The 18313-nt window shown below is 34.5% G+C and carries 20 protein-coding genes; 5 read left to right on the top strand and 15 right to left on the bottom strand.

What is annotated here, in order from left to right:
- The first annotated feature begins 104 nt into the window (after positions 1 to 104).
- Positions 105 to 1286, top strand: a complete 1182-nt coding sequence (locus LKACC16343_RS11205) for an MFS transporter (RefSeq protein ID WP_056951712.1) — start codon at positions 105 to 107, stop codon at positions 1284 to 1286.
- Positions 1287 to 1325: 39 nt separating this feature from the next.
- Here LKACC16343_RS11205 and LKACC16343_RS11200 read toward each other — a convergent pair whose 3' ends face one another.
- Positions 1326 to 1535: a DUF3923 family protein gene (locus LKACC16343_RS11200; protein ID WP_056951710.1), complete on the bottom strand. Its 210-nt coding sequence runs from the start codon at positions 1533 to 1535 to the stop codon at positions 1326 to 1328.
- A gap of 2 nt (positions 1536 to 1537) precedes the next feature.
- Positions 1538 to 1972 carry a GNAT family N-acetyltransferase gene (locus LKACC16343_RS11195; RefSeq protein WP_256970562.1) on the bottom strand — a complete coding sequence of 145 codons (435 nt, stop codon included), beginning with the start codon at positions 1970 to 1972 and terminating at the stop codon, positions 1538 to 1540.
- 136 nt (positions 1973 to 2108) lie between these two features.
- On the opposite strand from LKACC16343_RS11195, the gene LKACC16343_RS11190 reads away from it, so the two are divergent.
- Positions 2109 to 2429 carry a DMT family transporter gene (locus LKACC16343_RS11190; protein WP_056951708.1) on the top strand — a complete coding sequence of 107 codons (321 nt, stop codon included), beginning with the start codon at positions 2109 to 2111 and terminating at the stop codon, positions 2427 to 2429.
- Here the strand turns inward: LKACC16343_RS11190 and LKACC16343_RS11185 are convergent.
- The gene (locus tag LKACC16343_RS11185) at positions 2426 to 3103 is read right to left on the bottom strand and encodes a YoaK family protein (RefSeq protein WP_056951707.1); all 678 of its coding nucleotides are present in this window, start codon (positions 3101 to 3103) and stop codon (positions 2426 to 2428) included. The two genes, LKACC16343_RS11190 and LKACC16343_RS11185, sit on opposite strands and share 4 nt — an antisense overlap.
- Before the next feature lie 133 nt (positions 3104 to 3236).
- Here LKACC16343_RS11185 and LKACC16343_RS11180 point away from each other — a divergent pair, with 133 nt between their 5' ends.
- The 3 genes from LKACC16343_RS11180 to LKACC16343_RS11170 all read left to right on the top strand — a co-directional run bounded on the left by LKACC16343_RS11180 (position 3237) and on the right by LKACC16343_RS11170 (position 4673).
- Positions 3237 to 3482: a hypothetical protein gene (locus tag LKACC16343_RS11180; RefSeq protein ID WP_056951706.1), complete on the top strand. Its 246-nt coding sequence runs from the start codon at positions 3237 to 3239 to the stop codon at positions 3480 to 3482.
- Between the two features lie 77 nt (positions 3483 to 3559).
- Positions 3560 to 4426, top strand: coding sequence for a glycerophosphodiester phosphodiesterase (locus LKACC16343_RS11175; protein ID WP_056951705.1), 867 nt, complete (start codon positions 3560 to 3562; stop codon positions 4424 to 4426).
- 4 nt (positions 4427 to 4430) lie between these two features.
- Entirely contained in the window at positions 4431 to 4673 is a 243-nt protein-coding gene (locus tag LKACC16343_RS11170; protein WP_056951704.1) for a DUF3781 domain-containing protein, read from the top strand.
- Positions 4674 to 4706: 33 nt separating this feature from the next.
- Here the strand turns inward: LKACC16343_RS11170 and LKACC16343_RS11165 are convergent, their stop codons facing one another.
- From LKACC16343_RS11165 to LKACC16343_RS11115, 12 genes are all read right to left on the bottom strand, one after another.
- Complete coding sequence (locus LKACC16343_RS11165) at positions 4707 to 5954, bottom strand: MFS transporter (protein ID WP_056951914.1); 1248 nt, start codon at positions 5952 to 5954, stop codon at positions 4707 to 4709.
- Positions 5955 to 6258: 304 nt separating this feature from the next.
- Positions 6259 to 8877 (bottom strand): bifunctional acetaldehyde-CoA/alcohol dehydrogenase, encoded by a 2619-nt coding sequence (adhE, locus tag LKACC16343_RS11160; protein WP_056951702.1) that lies wholly within the window; start codon positions 8875 to 8877, stop codon positions 6259 to 6261.
- 665 nt (positions 8878 to 9542) lie between these two features.
- Positions 9543 to 11219: an oleate hydratase gene (locus tag LKACC16343_RS11155; protein WP_056951701.1), complete on the bottom strand. Its 1677-nt coding sequence runs from the start codon at positions 11217 to 11219 to the stop codon at positions 9543 to 9545.
- A 166-nt stretch (positions 11220 to 11385) separates the two neighbouring features.
- Entirely contained in the window at positions 11386 to 12582 is a 1197-nt protein-coding gene (locus tag LKACC16343_RS11150) for an acetate/propionate family kinase (protein WP_056951700.1), read from the bottom strand.
- A 10-nt stretch (positions 12583 to 12592) separates the two neighbouring features.
- Positions 12593 to 13606 (bottom strand): class I SAM-dependent methyltransferase, encoded by a 1014-nt coding sequence (locus LKACC16343_RS11145; protein WP_056951699.1) that lies wholly within the window; start codon positions 13604 to 13606, stop codon positions 12593 to 12595.
- 245 nt (positions 13607 to 13851) lie between these two features.
- Positions 13852 to 14325: a ComGF family competence protein gene (locus tag LKACC16343_RS11140; protein ID WP_056951698.1), complete on the bottom strand. Its 474-nt coding sequence runs from the start codon at positions 14323 to 14325 to the stop codon at positions 13852 to 13854.
- Positions 14303 to 14581 (bottom strand): hypothetical protein, encoded by a 279-nt coding sequence (locus LKACC16343_RS14180; RefSeq protein WP_143444259.1) that lies wholly within the window; start codon positions 14579 to 14581, stop codon positions 14303 to 14305. Before LKACC16343_RS14180 ends, LKACC16343_RS11140 begins: the two co-directional genes overlap by 23 nt.
- Positions 14550 to 15002, bottom strand: a complete 453-nt coding sequence (locus LKACC16343_RS11135; protein ID WP_056951697.1) for a type II secretion system protein — start codon at positions 15000 to 15002, stop codon at positions 14550 to 14552. Before LKACC16343_RS11135 ends, LKACC16343_RS14180 begins: the two co-directional genes overlap by 32 nt.
- Complete coding sequence (comGC, locus tag LKACC16343_RS11130) at positions 14972 to 15301, bottom strand: competence type IV pilus major pilin ComGC (protein ID WP_056951696.1); 330 nt, start codon at positions 15299 to 15301, stop codon at positions 14972 to 14974. The genes LKACC16343_RS11135 and comGC overlap by 31 nt, the downstream gene beginning before the upstream one ends.
- Positions 15301 to 16287, bottom strand: coding sequence for a type II secretion system F family protein (locus LKACC16343_RS11125; protein WP_234032520.1), 987 nt, complete (start codon positions 16285 to 16287; stop codon positions 15301 to 15303). Before LKACC16343_RS11125 ends, comGC begins: the two co-directional genes overlap by 1 nt.
- Entirely contained in the window at positions 16280 to 17248 is a 969-nt protein-coding gene (comGA, locus tag LKACC16343_RS11120) for a competence type IV pilus ATPase ComGA (protein WP_056951693.1), read from the bottom strand. The genes LKACC16343_RS11125 and comGA overlap by 8 nt, the downstream gene beginning before the upstream one ends.
- Positions 17249 to 17334: 86 nt before the next feature.
- Positions 17335 to 18312 carry a Gfo/Idh/MocA family protein gene (locus LKACC16343_RS11115; RefSeq protein ID WP_056951691.1) on the bottom strand — a complete coding sequence of 326 codons (978 nt, stop codon included), beginning with the start codon at positions 18310 to 18312 and terminating at the stop codon, positions 17335 to 17337.
- Between the last annotated feature and the right edge of the window lies 1 nt (position 18313).

Genomic DNA, 18313 nt, shown 5'->3' with positions numbered 1-18313 from the left:
CGATATCTAAGTTCTTCTTAGAATATCGGCTTTCTTATCGTCAACTACTATCAGCAGATGGTAGTTTTTTTGAACTTAAAAATATTTATCATTAGGGGGGAAATATGGGGAAAAACAAGAAATCAATCTATATCCTTGTAGTCAGTAACTTTCTAATCTGTTTAGGAATCGGATTAGTTATTCCAGTTACACCATTTATCAAGAACGAGTTTCACTATACGACATCTCAAATGGGGGTCATGACGTCACTTTTTGCCTTCGCTCAATTTGTCGCCTCACCTATTGTCGGTAAGATGTCGGATAAAGTTGGACGTAAACCGGTAATTGTTATTGGTTTGTTCACCTATGCTATTTCAGAATTCATCTTTGCCATCGCAACTAGTTTACCTATCTTTAACATTTCACGTGTTATTGGTGGTTTATCGGCTGCGATGGTTGTACCAACTTCTATGGCGTTGGGTTCTGATCTAACAACTTTAAAAGAACGTGCCAAAGTTATTGGTTGGCTTTCTGCTGCCTTTAGTGGTGGTTTGATCTTAGGACCAGGACTTGGTGGTATTTTAGCTGGCATCACTTATAAAACACCATTTTACTTTGCTGGTGCTCTTGGTATCATCAGTGCCATCTTTACTTTATTCCTATTAAAGGAAAACAAAGAAGTTCTCGAAGAAGAGGCCTTGGAAGCTGAGAAAAAAGCCCAAGAACAAGGTTCTATCAAATCAATTTTAACTTTACCGATGGTCATGCTCTTCGGAATGATCTTGGTTTCATCCTTTGGTTTGCAAGGATTTGAAAGTATTTATAGTATCTACGTTAACCAAGTTTTTAACTTCGGTTTAAGTACCATCGCTCTAGTTTTAACTCTAAACGGAATTATTTCTTTAATTCTACAAGTTGCAGCTTTCAATTGGATCATTAATAAAATTGGAGAAATGCGTTTGATCAGTATTGCCTTTTTACTAAGTGCCGTCTGCGTCTTCTGGATCACTCAAGCACATTCACACGTCGAAGTCATCGTGGCAACGCTAATCATCTTTTCATCATTTGATTTATTAAGACCTGCTATTACAACTCTATTGACTAAATCTAGCCGTTCCAATCAAGGTCTTATCAATGGTATGAATATGTCATTGACTAGTATCGGGAATGTTATTGGACCACTAATGTCTGGAGCATTAATGGATTGGAATACTCATTATCCGTACTTAGTCGTAACAGTTATTCTGGCTGCATCTTACTTACTAACCTTTGTCGTTAGAAAGCATCCTATCGTACCAGCTGAATAAACAAAATCCTGATCAAATTTAATTGGTCAGGATTTTTTATTACTTAGATTTTCTTTTGATAAAAAACAATACTAATAATTGACATAAACAAACAAAAATAAAGCATCCACCTAAAACAGCTAACGAAACCATTCGTATTGTCGGATTCTGAATAACTCCAGCTCCGTCAATTCTTCTATTTAAAAGATAAATTGCACTAGCAACAAATAGTACTAACCAAGCAATATTAATTCCCCACCAAACTTTCATTCTTATCCCCTTTTCCATAACATCTGATATTCAACTTCATTAGTTGATTCATCAATACCTTCATGATCCACCTTAAACTCATTTTGTAGATAGAATTTTTTAGCCTGGATATTTTTGGCATAAACATCTAACGACAATTCTGAACATTCTTGTTTCAAATAATCTAATAACTTTCTGCCTACTCCACGACTCCGATATTCCTTTTTCACAAAAATTCCAGCCAAATAATTCCCATGTAAACCGGCAAATCCTACAATTTGATTCTTATCAACAAACACATATATATCAGCTTCTTTAAACTGTTCCTTAACAGAATTCAAATTGTCAATCCAATAATTCCTTTGTATAAAAGAATGAGCCTCCAAGTTCCCCTGTAACCAAATATCACTAACAATTTCAATTTCATCTGGTTGCATCTTTCGAATCATATTTGCCATTTCTCCTCAAATTTGCTATTCTTTATAGAAATAATTATACACCGCCGGGTGTCAACTAAAAAAAGTACTCTTATAAATTCCATTAGGCCATAGAAGGAATTTATAGGGGTACTTTATTTTTTTGGAGGAAATTATTATGAATTGGATTTATTTAATTATCGCTGGAATTTTTGAAGTCGTTTGGTCAACCACTATGAAATTAAGCCACGGCTTTACCAAAATCAGTTTCACTATTTACACCATTATTGGCTTATTTCTCAGCATGTTCTTTCTCGCCATTGCAGTTAAGAGAATGCCAATGAGTTTGGCTTATCCTATCTGGACCGGGATTGGAGCTGTTGGTTCCGTTATCATTGGAGTTGTCCTCTTTGGTGACAAATTATCACCACTGACTTGGGTCTTTGTAGCTCTTTTATTAATAAGTATCATTGGTATTAAGATTTCATCTGGTAATTAATACTTGTCTCGTAAGTAAAGTAAATAAGTATAATATCCACCAACTATTAATAACAAAACAGGAACTATCCAAATTGTTCTTACAAATAGCCACTTCTGAAGAAGAGCTGATGATACAGCTCCTAAAGCAAAACCGAGTACTAATTCAAAATAGATCACTGCTGTGGTTACATCACTCTTACGACCATGATAAAAATATTCAACAAAGGAAATAACAGCTTTTTTCAAATTACCTGTTGAAAAGACATTATTATATCCCATACCTTCAATTTGACTGAAGGCTACATTTTGCATCGCCATAACAAATGCTAGTGGTGGCACAATATAGATATTAGAAATTGTCTTAGGCATAAACCCAACAATTACACAGACCACGAACTCTACAATAAGGCTGGTTAAGCGCCAATAATGACTACGATTATTTTTATGTTTCATAATTTCAACGGTTATAATTCCTAAAACAAAGAACAACATTGTAAAAATTTTGGTCATAATCCCTGGTAAATTTTGCCGTGCAATATCTACACTGAGGAAAACAATATTACCCGTTTGACCTGCTGCTAAAACTCGACCGCGTTGAACATACGTATAAGCATCAATAAAACCACCAATAAATGTTAAGCCGATGGCTATCTCTTTTAATTGGAATAATTTAAAACTTTGATATCTTTTCATCTGTAACCTTCTTTTTATGACAATCATAATTTTATCAAAAAATAAGATAGTTTGCTTATTCCTTCGCCTTAATTTAATGACAGCGCAATCATTATGGTATATGCTGTAATTAATTAAGAGAGGATGCGATATTATGTTGTTACCAAAAGATGTTCAAGAAGAAATCAATCATTACAATGAAGAAAGTTTTCAATTACTTCACGATAATCCTTGGCTAATTCCAGCAATCCTAGGTTGCATGACATTACCCGCAGCTGTATGTATTCATGGTTTCTGGAAGAATAGACAATTAAAGAAGCAATTAAAAATCGAACGTGAAAAGACAAGACAACTAAATCTTCAGAATAAACATACTCATTTACTTTCACGTCATCTATAGAAGCGTCACCGTTATTTACGGTGGCACTTTTTTTATGTTTCAACTATGATGGAATATATCACAATAAGGGGAAAATCATGTTAAAAAAGAAATTTATTGCATTCTTACTTTTTTTCACAGTCCTATTAGAATTACCTATTTCATTAACTAACGTGGCTGCAGCGGCTGCACCAAAGGCCAAAGACCTTACCTCGATAACTCAAAGTGTCAATCACGCTTCACCAGAAACACCAATTATTTTTTCACATCGTGGTAGTCCTTATAACAATCCCGATCACTCTTTCAGTGGTTACAATCGTGCTATAAAGGATGGTACACAATATATTGAGCAAGACGTTTGGCTCAGTAAAGATAATAAATTATACGTTTCTCATGATGATAATTTGAAAAAATCAACTGGTTCAAATGTAACAATTTCTAAGTCAACATCTGCTAAATTGGACAAAATTAAACTACGTAATGGTGAAAAACTACATCAGTTAAAAGATGTCTTTAACCGTTATGGTAAAAAAGTTCACTACATAATTGAAACTAAAAAGAATGCTGGCGACAATACTGACACTGAAAAAACACTTGCTAAAGAAATCAAAAAATACAATATGAAGAATAATTTGATTATGCAAGATGAGAGTATCCCTGGTATCAAAGCTTTTCATAAATCATTAAAAAATGTACCTATCCTATGGCTACTAGATTCAGTTACCGAACGTCAATACAGTGAGGAAATTGAAAATGCTCCTCGCTACATCAAATTTATCTCTATTCGTTTGGAACAATGGACACCTAAATTAGTTAAACTGGCCCACAAAAATGGCTTCAAAACTAATGGTTGGATCATCAACACTTATAACGACAATTACAATGCCCTCAATACACTTAAATTAGATAGTGTCTTTACCAACAACACTAAAGAGACCGCTCATCTGATAGATAAATGGAAGTAATAATATGCCCAATCAAAAAACATTTTTAGAAAACATTTGTTATACGCCACTAGTTTTCGGGCGATTCAACAAAAAATTAAATTTGAATTTATCAGAACTCGAAATCAAACAGTTAGTTAATCAAATTATTAGTGCCGACAATACTATTTTTCAAAAAGAAGGAAAAAACTATTATCTTCAACATGAAAAAATTGAACTAGTAATTAATTCTTTTAACTACCGCTTAATTACCGCTAATAGAATATAAAAAAAAACTGAAATCAGATGATTTCAGTTTTTTTTATTTAGAATTCTTGACCATTCTAGGTAAAATAGCAAAAATAACTAATCCAACTAAGAACAATACACTTAATGAAGCTGCTCCAATAGTCGATTTACCAGTTAGTTGTGTAACAATCGCTACAATAAATGGACCCATAACTGCTGAGAATTTTCCTAAAATATTGTAAAAACCATAGAACTCACTACCTGATTCTTTAGGGATAATTTTCCCAAAGTAAGATCTGCTCAAAGCTTGCAAACCACCCTGACTAGTACCCACCAAAATAGCTAAGACCCAGAAATCAAAACTGGATTTTAGATTTAAAGCATACAGACAAATTAAAAGGTAAACTACAATTCCTAAAAGAATACCTTTTCTAGTAGAAGTTTTATCAGCAAACCAACCAAATAGAATGGAAAACGGTACTGCAATTAATTGTACGACTAACATAACAATCATTAATTCAGACGTTTTTATACCGATGTCCATCCCAATAGCGGTTGCCATTGTAAAGATAGTATCGACTCCATCTATATAGAAGAAATAAGCCACTAAGAACCAGGCTACTTGTTTATACTGTTTAATGTGTTTAATAGTTTGAAAAACTCGTTTAAAACTCCCTTTCAAAGGAGATGCTGTTGATTTAACAGAGTATTTTTGAGTAACATTTCTTTGTAGCGGCAAATAAAATACCAACCACCAAAGCGCTGCAATCACAAAGCTCCAATGAGCTATTCCTGTTCCATCTAATTTTCCAAAACCACTAGTTAATTCCAAAACAAGGAACAGTATAAAGGCAATTACCCCACCCAGATACCCATAAGCATAGCCATAAGTCGATATTTTATTCATTTGCTCATCATTAGACACATCAGTCAAAAAACTATCATAGAAAAGATTACTTACTGAGTAACCAATTGCTGACAGAACATAAACTAATAATAGTAAACGCCACTGTGAGGCAGGAACGAAAACTAATCCTACCGTCATCACTATCCCTAACCAACAAAACATGCTTAACAAGCGTTTTTTGAAGTGAGGATAATCCGCTAATGCCCCCAAAAATGGGGCTAATAATGACACTAAAAGTGTACTAAAACTATTGGCATATCCCCAGTACGCCGTAGAACTAGCTGCTGAAACATGATTAGCTGAAGTCATCGACTTAAAATAAACTGGTAAAACGGCCGTCGTAACAATTATTCCATAAGCAGAATTGGCCCAATCATACATGATCCAACTCCACTGCTCTTTATTAATTTTCAAATTGACACTTCTTTTATTCTTTAAAGAAATCATCAATTAACTACCCCCATCCATTTGCGTGAAGAAAACAGATTTATCTAACGCGAAGGAATTATAGCATGGGAAACGTTTTTTACGATACAAGTAAATACAATCGATTTTAATGACAATTATCTGTCCTAATAGCCATAACATAGGCTTTAAAATATTTTGGATTAAAAATAATATCGGTTAATATACAAAAATAGTCCCAATAACTCATAATCAAGTTATTAGGACTATTTTTTTAGTGCTTGAGAATCCGTTTTAATTCATTCTCAACTTATTATTTTTCAATTCCCTTACCAACATACATGTCTTCAAGGATTTGTTTCAATTCAGAAATTAGTGGTTCTTTAGGATTTGTGAATGAGAATTGATCTCCAAATGCTGCTTCTGATAATGCATCAACATTTTCATCAAATTCCTTCTTATTAATATAGTTATCTTTAAGACTTAACTTGATACCAAGTCCATGTGCAAGATCAATAATCTTCTTAACCAAAGCATCCTTCAAAGCTCTGTCATCTTTACCTGACAAACCAATGTATCTAGCAATAGTTGCATAATCTGAATCTGCTCTAAAGCTTTCGTACTTAGGCCACATAGTAATTTTTGTAGGTTGTTCGAAGTTGTAGTTGATTACTTGTGGTAAAGCAATGATTGAAGCCAGTCCATGTCTGATACCATAAACGTTTGTCAAAGCATCTGTAATTGAATGACCAACACCAGCAAAAGCATTACCGAATGACATACCTGCAAGTGTTGAAGCATTATGCATTTCTTCTTGTGCATCCTTATCACCAGTGGCAGCTTTTTCTAAGTTATCAAAGACTAATTTAATAGCTTGTAGTGCATATGGTCTTGTGTAATCTGAGGCCATATTGGCTACATAGGATTCAATAGCATTGTTCAAAACATCCATACCTGATTCAGCAATGATGTCTTTTGGCATTGTTTCAACAAATTGTGAATCAATGATAGCAACATCAGGCGTTAGGGCATAATCAGCGATTGGGTACTTTGTTCCTGTTTGTGTATCAATAATAGAACTAAATGGTGTAACTTCAGCTCCAGTTCCGTATGTTGTTGGAATAGCAACAAATTGTGCTTTTTCAGGCTTAGGGAACTTGTAAGCACGTTTTCTGATATCAATGAATCCTTGTTTTGCACCAAAGAGATCAACATCAGGATGTTCGTAGAACAACCACATATCTTTGGCTGTATCCATTGTTGTACCGCCACCTAATGCAATAATTGTATCAGGTTTGAACAAATTCATTTGAGTAACACCACGTTTTACAACATCTGTTGTTACAATATTATCAACATCAGAGAACATTGAATATTCAACATGGAACTTGCTACGTTTCAATTCATCAGTAATTGTATCAACAAAACCAAGTTGAACCATGACAGGATCACAAACGATAAAGGCTCTCTTCATACCTTCAAGATCTTCTAGATAACGAACTGAAGTCTTTTCAAAGTAAACTCTTGGTTGTTTAATCCATTGCATATTATTTCTCCGTTTTGCGATTGTCTTAATGTTAAGCAAATCAAATGAAGATACGTTATGAGAAATAGAATTCTTCCCCCATGAACCAGTACCAAGAGTAAGTGATGGAATCATTTCATTATAAAGATTACCAATACCACCAATAGCGGCAGGAGTATTTACCAAGACACGACTAGCTTTCATCTTAATACCAAACTCTGTAGCTAAGTCTTCATCCATTGTGTGAATACCAACTGTGTGACCTAAACCACCAAAGTGTAACAATTCATCAGCTTTTTCGAAGCCTTCTTTATGCCCAGCAACTTTATAAACCGAAAGTACAGGTGATAATTTTTCAGCTGAAAGTGGCTCTTCTGGGCCAACCTTTGATAATTCAACACCAAGTACTTTAGTATCAGTGGGAACCTTGATACCAGCTAATTTAGCAATTTCGATAGCTGATTTACCAGCGATAGGACCTTTAACCCCACCCTCTGGTCTAAACATTGCATCAGCTAATTTCTTATAATCTGATTTCTTAATGAAGTAAATCCTATTCTTTTCAAATAGAGATTTAACTTCGTCATAAATATCAGCATCAACGATGGCACTATTTTCAGAAGCACAAACCATACCATTATCAAATGTCTTTGATAAAACAATATCGTTAACAGCACGTTTGATATTAGCAGTCTTTTCAATGTATGCAGGACCATTACCAGGACCAACACCCAAGGCAGGTTTACCAGTTGAGTAAGCAGCCTTAACCATTCCAGGACCACCAGTAGCAAGAACACTAGCAATACCTTCGTTATTCATCAAGTATGATGTTGCTTCAATACTTGGTTTTTCGATCCATTGAATGACACCTTCTGGGGCACCAGCATCAACGGCAGCTTTTAACATAACTTTAGCGGCGGCAACAGAACAATTTTGAGCTTGGGGATGGAAACCAAAGATAATTGGATTACGTGTTTTCATGGCAATCAATGACTTAAACATTGCAGTTGAAGTTGGGTTAGTAACGGGTGTAACACCTGCTAAAACACCAAGTGGTTCAGCAACTTTGATCAAACGATGTTCTTTATCGTCTTCAATAATGCCAACAGTCTTGTCACGTTTGATTGAGTGCCAAATCTCTTCTGTAGCATACATATTTTTAATAACTTTATCTTCAACCATTCCACGGCCAGTTTCTTTATAGGCTAACTTAGCCAATTCAAAACTAGCATTCAATCCAGCAATGGCCATTTGGTGAACAATATGGTCAACTTGTTTTTGAGTAAAACCGTCCATGATATCCAAGGCCTTGTGAGCCTTAGCAACCATAGCATCAATAACTGGTTTTACATCTTCTTTTTCATCTGATTTTGTAGAAACCTTTGTATCTTTGGAACCTTTCAACATCTGATTACCTCCAAGATTTAAAAATCGATATATTTGTTAACTAATTCACGTTTTATCTTATCACTGTACAATCAATGTTCAAGTTATTTTGTTCAAAAAGCTCAAGTAAACGTTTTCACGTTGATATATCAACACCTGCAACTCAAACGATTGTCAAAAAATAATTTCACATCTTATTTCAATTGTGAATATTTCTTCACAATCTCATCAAAATGCCTATTCTAGGTTGCTTTCCAATTCACAAAAAAAAGAGCTGAATTGAAATTCAGCTCTTGCTTGTGAAAATATTTATCTTTTTTAATGAGATGTTTTGTCGTTTGATGTTAAATTTTATTTGTTTCAAATATAGATTGATTATAGGCATCAACCCCCTTTTTGTGGAGATTTTCGCTTAGGTGTTCTACTCTTAAATACATTTTGTATTGTGAAAATTTGGTCTATTCTATTCTCAATAGTTTTCCTTCTACGTTTCTAATAACTATACTTCAGATTCTAACAACCAAATTTTTATATTTTTCTTCTCAAGTATGCTGCCTAAACGGGTTGCGCAAGGGCAACCTCCTGTGGTTTGCTACAGTGCTGGAATTGCCCGCATAGTACGCGTGCGATTCCAGTACTTAGGCAAATCCTCGGAGGCTGTTCGCCCTTGCTCCACCCTCTCTCTATTATCTAAACATGGTCTTAGTAGCACGTGCCATTACTTTTGGATCTTTCTCATAATGGTGCATTGGTGTCATCTCTGACAATGGAATATTCAACAATGTATATACGGCACGTTGTGCTGCACGGAATGAATATTGTTCCGTAAAGACCATATCGAATGGTTGTTCACAGAATTGACTGATGAAGGCCAAATTCTTACTGTTCTTTGGAACTACATCTGGACGATCTCCGACGGCTCTTTGATTGAACATTGCACTTGCATATGGTAGGTGAACAGGAATTACATTGACAATGCTGTCCATAATTTCCTGTGTATGGTTCTTGATATTGTCTTTGCTTGGATCTACTTCTGCTAAGTGGCCTAATAATTCTTCTAGCATTTCTTTACCTGTCATTTCCATTACAGGCTTTTGTACATAATCACCATTTCTTCTTGGATACATGAAGTAACCCCAGAATGTTGACTCATTAGGCTTTTGTGCCTTGAAGTGTGGTTGATGATGAACAACGATTGACAACAATGGTGTACTGTTAATCCATGTATTCAAAGCATTTCCGGGCTCTTGTTGTGTAATACGTGAAATTTCATTTACCAAGAAGTGGCTGTTGGTTGTAACTGTGAGACTGACCCACTCACTTTGTGTACGATCACCAAAGAATTTGTCAGGATTACCTAGAGAATAGAACTTCTCAGCTGCTTTCTTCCAAAGTGCTGCACTAGGTGCATAATCCATATTTTCCTTAAATGGTGTATTAAAGTCACCAAGTGCTGAACTATCAGTAATTGAACCATTAGTATCGAAGACTAAGTCGTTTTCAGCAATATCAATGTGTCCTTCTTTGTTATCATTGTCGACTTCTTCATACTTGAGTCCAGTAACGATAATATCATCTTGAAGTGGTGTATCTTTGAATTCCAAATCAGTAACTTTACGGTTATTGATGAAGGTTACACCACGATCTTCCAAATACTTGCGCATTGGCAAAATGATACTTTCAAATTGATTGTATGGACTTCTTGTAACACCTTCTAGTGTATTGATACGACTGAATTCAAGAATCATACGATTCATATAACGACGTAGCTCAACAGCTGAACTAGCACGTTTGAAAGCAAATGTTGTTTGCCACATGTACCAGAAATTAGTTGTGAAGAAATGTGGACTGCTTGCAAACCATTCAGCAATACTAATGTTATTTAGTTTTTCTTCATCCTTTTCAGGCATCAACATCAATTTAGATAATAAATAACGATCCTTATTATCAAATTGCATATGTCTGTAATTGTCTTTATTAGGTTTTACACGTGGACCATCGCTATCGATCAAACGTCCAACATCATGTGTTGGATGAGCGTGGTCAAAATTCAAAATGTCATCCGTAACTGTTTGTCCAGGATGATCCAATGAAGGTACTGAACGCAATACATCCCAAAGGTTTTCAAATGTCTCTTCGTTCAACATTCTTCCACCTTTTGCTAGGAATCCTTTGCTGTTCGATAAAGCTTGGTTACCATACTCTGTTTCATAGTCTTTAACTGCAGCACCATCGTTTGCACCATGGTCTTCTAGACCCATCATTGTAATTTGATCGCCATTAAATCCCCCATCACGAATCAAATAAATAGCAGCAGCTAAGTTACCAACACCTGTACCAATCATGTAGGCTTTTCTTGTCATATCATGAACCTCCATTCCAAATTTGCTCTTTTCTATACACCCTTAATATAACAGTAAAAATAAAAAAGTAAAGGCTTACATCGCATTATTGGCAACATTTTTAATCTAATTTTTAACACTAAAAAAGGAATCAAAACAACTTAAATTTGTTTTGATTCCTTGATTTTTAATCACTATATTTTATTAATCTAACTACATCACGAACAATCATTAATTCCTCGTCAGTTGGTACAACCAAAACATCAGTAGTTGAATCTTTTGTACTGATACGACGAATTCCTTTGCCATTTTCGTTAGCTTCTTTATCAATTCTTATACCACGATAATTAAAGTGGTTTACAATGTCCTCACGAATTTCAGCACTTCCAGCACCAACGCCAGCAGTAAAGATCAAGACATCAGCTCCACCCAGTAGGGCAATATATGAGCCAATATACTTAACAATTCGATTGACAAAAATCTTGATAGCCAAATCAGAACGATGATTTTCATCCTTAGTTGCTAACAAATCACGCATATCTGGTGATACACCTGAAAGTCCCAACAAACCAGATTTAGTATTCAAAATTTTTACCATTTCATCAGGATCAGTAATCTTCATCTTTTGCATCAAATAAGCAACCAATGAAGGATCAACATCCCCAGAGCGTGTACTCATAGTAATACCAGCCAATGGAGTGAATCCCATGGATGTATCAACTGATTTACCGTCTTCAATTGCATCAATTGAAGCTCCACTACCAAGATGGGCAGAAATAATCTTAAGGTCAGCTAATGGTCTTTGTAAGTAATCGGCCGCTGCTTGTGATACATAGCGGTGACTTGTACCATGGGCACCAAATTTACGAACTCCATATTTTTCATAATACTCATAAGGAATACTATACAAGTAATTGACCGGATCCATTGTTTGATGGAACGAAGTATCAAAGACTGCTACTTGAGGAACATCTGGCAAAATCTTTTCAAATGCTTCAATTCCAGTTGCTTGACCGGGATTATGTAATGGGGCATATTCAGAAAGATTTCTGATTTGTTGGATCACGCGTGGTGTTACGATGGCTGAATCTTTAAAGATACTACCACCAGCGACAACACGATGACCTACTCCGGTGATCTCGTCATAACTTTTGATTATTTTCAATTCAATCAATTTATCAAGCATCATATTAACAGCAGTTGTATGATCAGGAATGTCTCCCAATTCACTGATTTTCTTGCCATTATATTGAACTTCAAAGACTGAATCTGGTAATCCCAAACGATCTACCATTCCTTTGGCGATAACCTTCTCATCAGGTACTGTATATAGTTTCCACTTCAATGTAGAGCTACCAGAATTAACGGCCATGATTTTAGACATTTAATCTCACCTAACCTTTAAAATTTTTTGCCCAGCTTTGCAACTGGTCTTTAAATCCCTCAAACAACTTAGGGTTATTGGTATCTGGTATTGTGCCCATCAAAACATTTTCCACTTGCTTAGCATTATCGCCATGTTTTTGTAAAACTACGACTGCCTTTTGTGCTTCTTTTGATGCAAATAAGCTTGTTGGCAAATCTAATACAGCTTGCAGATAAACACTTGAAACCATCCATTCAGATAATTTCTTTGCTTGGTCAGTTTGGAAAATCTGTGAAGGTACAATGAATATACCGATTCCACCGTCATTTAAATTATTCATAGTTTGTTCAATCAACAAATGGTGAGCATAAGAATGTCCCTTGTCTGATTTTGTTTTGAAATTCTTAGCATTGTCATCAATTGGATAATAGCCAACTGGTAAATCAGCCACTGCCAAATCAATATCAGTAATATCCCAATCGGCGACACTATCCTGATGATAAGCGTCTAAATTAAGATTCATTACTTCACTAAATGATTTTGTTAAAGAAACTAACGCATCGTCATTATCAAGTGCCGCAGCATTGATATTGAATTTGTCAGTCATATTCAATTGTTCAATAACTTCAATCAGCAAGTTACCTGTTCCAACAGTTGGATCGACTATGTTCACGTCTTTCTTATTTTGAACATTTAGTACCTCATAAGCAATTAAGCTAGTTATCAAACCAATCGCATCAGGAGTCATTAATTTATTAACTTCAGCTTTATCATCTTTTTGAGCTTTGATAATTGATACTGTAATCGCTTGCTTAAGTTGCAGTGGAGTTAGATTTAATTTCTTCATCTCTGCATAGATATTTTCTAACTTAGAAACAGTATCTTTGTCAGGAACACCGTTCTCGACATAAACGCTGCCATCAGAAATATCTGTTAATGTTTCGGCAAGTGATTCAATGTTGTTAACTCTTAAGGACTCCTTTAATAAAGAATTAGCTTGATTCATCTTATCAAAATATGTTTGCATATCTTTTTCTGACATGGTTAACCTCTTTGCTTAATAATTAAAATTTTAACGTTGAAAACGATTTTATTCAAGGACTCGTCAATTCACAATAGTCTATTTTATTACTTTTATTAATTTTCTTGTTAATTTGTTGCTCATAAATCTCATCTAAACGCCGGTATCCCGAGATTTGTTCGCCAATCAAATTACTAGTGTATCCTACAATTAAAATTACGACCGATAATATTAAAATACTATTTAATAAAACCGCACCGCTTCTTTTACAATTTATGTTCATCCAACGTTAAGTACATTTCAGATTTTTCACCGGCTTTATTCACTGTTGTTATGATAACTAAATTTGAGATTTTTTCAATCTTAATTTCTCTTTGATTTACTAAAATAGGCTCATGTCCACCACTGACAACGGTCTTATATCGTAACATTTTATTATCCCCTTTGCCAAAGATATTAAAAACAAAAGCCGGATGCTTATCATTAAGCCACTCCGGTTTTGTATAAGATATATGATTGTCTTTCACTTCATCTATTCTTAAAGCATGGTCCATTTCACTTTGAATCTTCTCTTGAGTTACATGCCAACGTAGCTGATCTCTAAACGTAGTATGTTGCACTGTCCTCATTATCAACAATGATTGTTGCAAGATTCCTAAAGTCATTAAAGTTATCATCAAAGCTAAAATTGATTCATACAGAACAAAGCCCTTTCTTCTAGCTCTTAACTTGATAGACATGATTATTTACCCTAACTTGATATGTATTTCCAATCTTTTGATAGTAATAGATTCGATTCTTTATCGTTACTCTATTAGGCATATGCGAATTTTCCAAATGCAACAATATTATTTTGTGAGCATTGACTCTTTGTTCCCACTGATTGATCAATTTGAACTGTTCACTGACACAAAGCGACAACATAAAAATAATGGTTAAAGAAATCGTTAAGGAAGTTAATGCTTCAACCAGGATAAAGCCGCTGTGTCTTTTCAATAATTTCACCCCATCCCATTTGAATTCGATATTCATACTTACGATGTGTCAGTTTGGATTCAAATATAATTATTTTAGGATCCGACTGACCAGACCTCCTAATAAAATAATCAATCGGACCGTTAGTATTCCTCAAGGTTTTTGGAAAAATCTTTTTCTTTAAAACAATTTTTCCATTAACTGCATACCGCCCAAAAGTAACGTGATCACCACGAATTTTTAGATAAGCCGGTTTCTGATTAAGATAAGAATAATTCATTTCATTTTTAAACGAATTCTTAAACCACTCTAAGGATTCTTTTTCTTCAATACGAGCTTGATAATCTTTGAGGTTCCACACTGATACAGCAACCAAACTACAGACGATTGCTAAACCAATTACTGTTTCAATTAATGTGAACCCGTGTCTACTAGTGTCCATTCTCCGGTTTCTTTATCCTTCTTCAAATCTAATTTAGCATTATTCAACTTATCAAATTGTTTCTGACTAATGTAATTAGCTTTTTTTAATGTGCCTATATTGATTTCATCTTCAGAATGATCTTCCGAATATAACCCAGCTTGACTAACAACAGTAGTTCTTAAAGCCTCATTCGATTTCTTATTGGCGTTATCACGTTGCTTAGTTAAATTGGGAATCATAATCAAAAGTAACAATGAGATTATGAACAAGACGATAACCATTTCAATTAAAGTAAAACCTTTTCTTATTTTCTTCATTACGAGATTCCCTTCATCATTCCATAAATTGGTAACAAAACTATTAAGTAAGTTACGACAATTACAATCGCTATAACGGCAAATAAAATTGGCTGTACTAGTCCTAATAATTTTTTGAGATTACGTTGTGTTTCTTCAAATTTTAATTCTGACATCAACAAGATATCTTGTGCCAATGCCGTTCCACTTTCACCAGCTTGTAAGATAATCTGTAATTGTTTTGGCAACAGTGGTTCTTTTTCGACCAATGTTAATAAGCTTTTCCCACTAATCAAATTATTAATAAATTTAGTCGCCAAATGCTCTTGAATTGAACCTTTTTGAAAGTGATTATTATTTTCACAAATGCTTTGGAGGTTCATTCCGTTAGCCAATTGCATTCCTAATCCTTGTAATATCAAAAAATGAAAAAAGCTCTGATAAATTTTCCCTACAAATGGTAATTTCACAAGAAACAAAGCCCGATCATACTCATCTTTTTTTCTAAGAAAGATTGCTAATGAGAAAATACTTAAGGTTATCAAAAGCAGAACTAGTAAAATTAATCCTAGAAATAAGTCTATTGCCTGACTACCACCTGCGACAGCTAACTGAGGAACAATATAGAGTTTCATCCCTATTAACATTGTGATTAAAAACATTAATATGAAAGCAGGATAAGCCAACAATTCTTTAAATTTGTTCTTCTGTTTAGACTGACTTTGTAAGAGAACCCCAGTCTGTTCTAAGGCTTGAGCCAATCTTCCATGGTTTTGGGCGATAATCAATTGATTATAAATAACAGCGGGTAATTTAAAATGGATCAATGATTGTGAAATCATTTTCCCTTGCTGTAAATCCTGATAAATCAGATCAAATACACTTTTCTCATCGTCCAGTAAACGGAGACAATTGATTGAATCACTTAGTGAAAAACCATTTTTCAAAAGTTTACTAATTAAAATTAAATATTCAGCTTTTTTTGCCGTTGAAAACTTTTTAACCATAAATATATTCCTGATAAGTTTTTTGATTGATTCGACCGACTTGATAGGCTTCTTCTAACATTGTTTGCCAATTTTTATCAGCAACTTCATCTTTTAAATATTTCTCAATCTGTGTTGAATTTAAGGTATCAATAAACAATTCCAAATCATTAAAGGTCGGTATTAAACGTTGATAGGAAATAAAATTAATCCCATTCAAAATATCAATCTCGTCAATTCCAAATTGTCGCAAACGCTGAAGAATGGAATACTTAGATTTTCCATGAATCGTTGACATCACTGTATAACCACAGAGTGCCGCTTGAATGGCCTGCTGTGCTGTATGTTTATCCCTAATTTCACCGATAATTAACACCTCTGGTCGATGACGAAGACTAGTTTTTATCAATTCTTCATAAGTCATCCCTGCATCATCGTTGACTTGTAACTGTAAAAAACTATCTTCAACAATCTCAATTGGGTCCTCAATACACATAACTTTCTTATTAATACTTAATTGTCGTCCCAGAGTGTACATCAAAGAAGTTTTGCCTGAGCCCATTGGTCCAGAAAATAACATCATTCCTTTTCGTCGGGCGATTGGTAAAATTTTCTGAATTAAAATTTCATTCACCATTGAATTAAATTCCTGTGGATAAATTAATCTCACGACCATGGATTCACGATTCTGAAAATCTCCTACTGAGGAAATTCTGATAAAGATACGTTTATTTTGATAGTTAAAATTAAACGATCCTTTCTGTGACCGACGTCGCTCAGATACATCTAATCCACCATTAAATTTTAAAAAATTCATAATGGCAAAACTCTCATCATTAGTTAAATCGGCTACTGTGTAGTTCTGAAAAGAATTACTCGCTTCAATGTGATAAAAGTTATCGTGTGGAAAAAAATAAATATCTGAAATTTTATTGATACATGCTTCCGTTAATAAATTATTGACCATTGTTTCGGCTGTCATCAAATGCCCCCTTTCAGGTAAAAATTACGAAGAAAAAAGCAAAAAAATACTCTCAGTAATCTTTTTTACAATTACTGAGAGTATTTTTAACCTAATTTAATTCCTGAATCTTTCAATGCAGCATCGACAACGTTCATAACGGTCATACTGTGTTGCATTCTTTCTTTAGCGGCTTTCATATCGTGTTGTTTGATCATTTGATTGAAAGTTTTAAACTCTTCATACATGCGATGAGAATGAATTTTTTTATCTACCTGTTCAGATTCAGCACCATTTAGTTGTTCACTGTAATCCTTCATTACATTGGTTGGTCCATCAACAACAATTGATCCTTTATTGCCTTGAATAGTTGAAGTAACCTGAGCTGAACAATCCTTAGCAGCAATGCAGACCACTTTTGTCCCAGGATAATCGAGTACCAAAATACCGGAAGTATCAATTCCTCGCGTTACGTTAGCATAATAATGAACTGCCTTAGGAGCACCCATCAAACCAATTACAAAATGAATATTGTAAATATTCAAATCCATTAGAGCGCCGCCACCTTTTTTAGGATCAAAGACTGGCAAGATTTTTCCAGCTAAAAAGGCGTCATAACGATGCGAATATTGTGAATAATTGCATTCAATTACCTTTAAAGATCCTAGCTCCGGTAAGGCTTGTTTTAGTGATTGATAATTAGACAAGTATTGATTAGTAATTGCTTCAACCAAAATTAGATTTTTAGCTTCAGCTAATTTTTTTAACTCAACTAATTGGATCGAATTCAATGTAAATGGTTTTTCGCAAATAACATTTTTGCCAGCTTCCAAAGCCATTTTAGCAAACTGATAATGTAAAAAGTTAGGCAATGCCACATATACAGTATCAATTTCTGGATCAGCTAAGCACTCCTTTGCATCAGTATAAATCTTCTTGATCTGATTAGTTTTTTGCAATTCTTCCATAGTTGATAAATCTTTTGGTGTTCCCATAATAGCAGTTAATTCCACTTCAGGGATATCGTGAATCATCGTTAGGAAATCTTTGACGATCATGCCAGCTCCAAATATCGCTAATTTCATC

Source organism: Companilactobacillus bobalius (assembly GCF_002179915.1).
In the GTDB taxonomy this organism is placed as follows: Bacteria; Bacillota; Bacilli; order Lactobacillales; family Lactobacillaceae; genus Companilactobacillus; species Companilactobacillus bobalius.
This window is presented reverse-complemented; position numbering and strand designations above follow the sequence as displayed.

Bases quoted from the DNA above. Each gene is read 5' to 3' on its own strand.
- LKACC16343_RS11150 (WP_056951700.1), bottom strand. From the start codon at position 12,582: ATGTCTAAAATCATGGCCGTTAATTCTGGTAGCTCTACATTGAAGTGG.
- LKACC16343_RS11205 (WP_056951712.1), top strand. From the start codon at position 105: ATGGGGAAAAACAAGAAATCAATCTATATCCTTGTAGTCAGTAACTTT.
- LKACC16343_RS11145 (WP_056951699.1), bottom strand. From the start codon at position 13,606: ATGTCAGAAAAAGATATGCAAACATATTTTGATAAGATGAATCAAGCT.
- LKACC16343_RS11170 (WP_056951704.1), top strand. From the start codon at position 4,431: ATGCCCAATCAAAAAACATTTTTAGAAAACATTTGTTATACGCCACTA.
- LKACC16343_RS11140 (WP_056951698.1), bottom strand. From the start codon at position 14,325: ATGTCTATCAAGTTAAGAGCTAGAAGAAAGGGCTTTGTTCTGTATGAA.
- LKACC16343_RS11135 (WP_056951697.1), bottom strand. From the start codon at position 15,002: ATGGACACTAGTAGACACGGGTTCACATTAATTGAAACAGTAATTGGT.
- LKACC16343_RS11155 (WP_056951701.1), bottom strand. From the start codon at position 11,219: ATGACAAGAAAAGCCTACATGATTGGTACAGGTGTTGGTAACTTAGCT.
- LKACC16343_RS11185 (WP_056951707.1), bottom strand. From the start codon at position 3,103: ATGAAAAGATATCAAAGTTTTAAATTATTCCAATTAAAAGAGATAGCC.
- comGA (WP_056951693.1), bottom strand. From the start codon at position 17,248: ATGACAGCCGAAACAATGGTCAATAATTTATTAACGGAAGCATGTATC.
- adhE (WP_056951702.1), bottom strand. From the start codon at position 8,877: ATGTTGAAAGGTTCCAAAGATACAAAGGTTTCTACAAAATCAGATGAA.
- LKACC16343_RS11125 (WP_234032520.1), bottom strand. From the start codon at position 16,287: ATGGTTAAAAAGTTTTCAACGGCAAAAAAAGCTGAATATTTAATTTTA.
- comGC (WP_056951696.1), bottom strand. From the start codon at position 15,301: ATGAAGAAAATAAGAAAAGGTTTTACTTTAATTGAAATGGTTATCGTC.
- LKACC16343_RS11190 (WP_056951708.1), top strand. From the start codon at position 2,109: ATGAATTGGATTTATTTAATTATCGCTGGAATTTTTGAAGTCGTTTGG.
- LKACC16343_RS11180 (WP_056951706.1), top strand. From the start codon at position 3,237: ATGTTGTTACCAAAAGATGTTCAAGAAGAAATCAATCATTACAATGAA.
- LKACC16343_RS11175 (WP_056951705.1), top strand. From the start codon at position 3,560: ATGTTAAAAAAGAAATTTATTGCATTCTTACTTTTTTTCACAGTCCTA.
- LKACC16343_RS11115 (WP_056951691.1), bottom strand. From the start codon at position 18,312: ATGAAATTAGCGATATTTGGAGCTGGCATGATCGTCAAAGATTTCCTA.
- LKACC16343_RS11200 (WP_056951710.1), bottom strand. From the start codon at position 1,535: ATGAAAGTTTGGTGGGGAATTAATATTGCTTGGTTAGTACTATTTGTT.
- LKACC16343_RS11195 (WP_256970562.1), bottom strand. From the start codon at position 1,972: ATGGCAAATATGATTCGAAAGATGCAACCAGATGAAATTGAAATTGTT.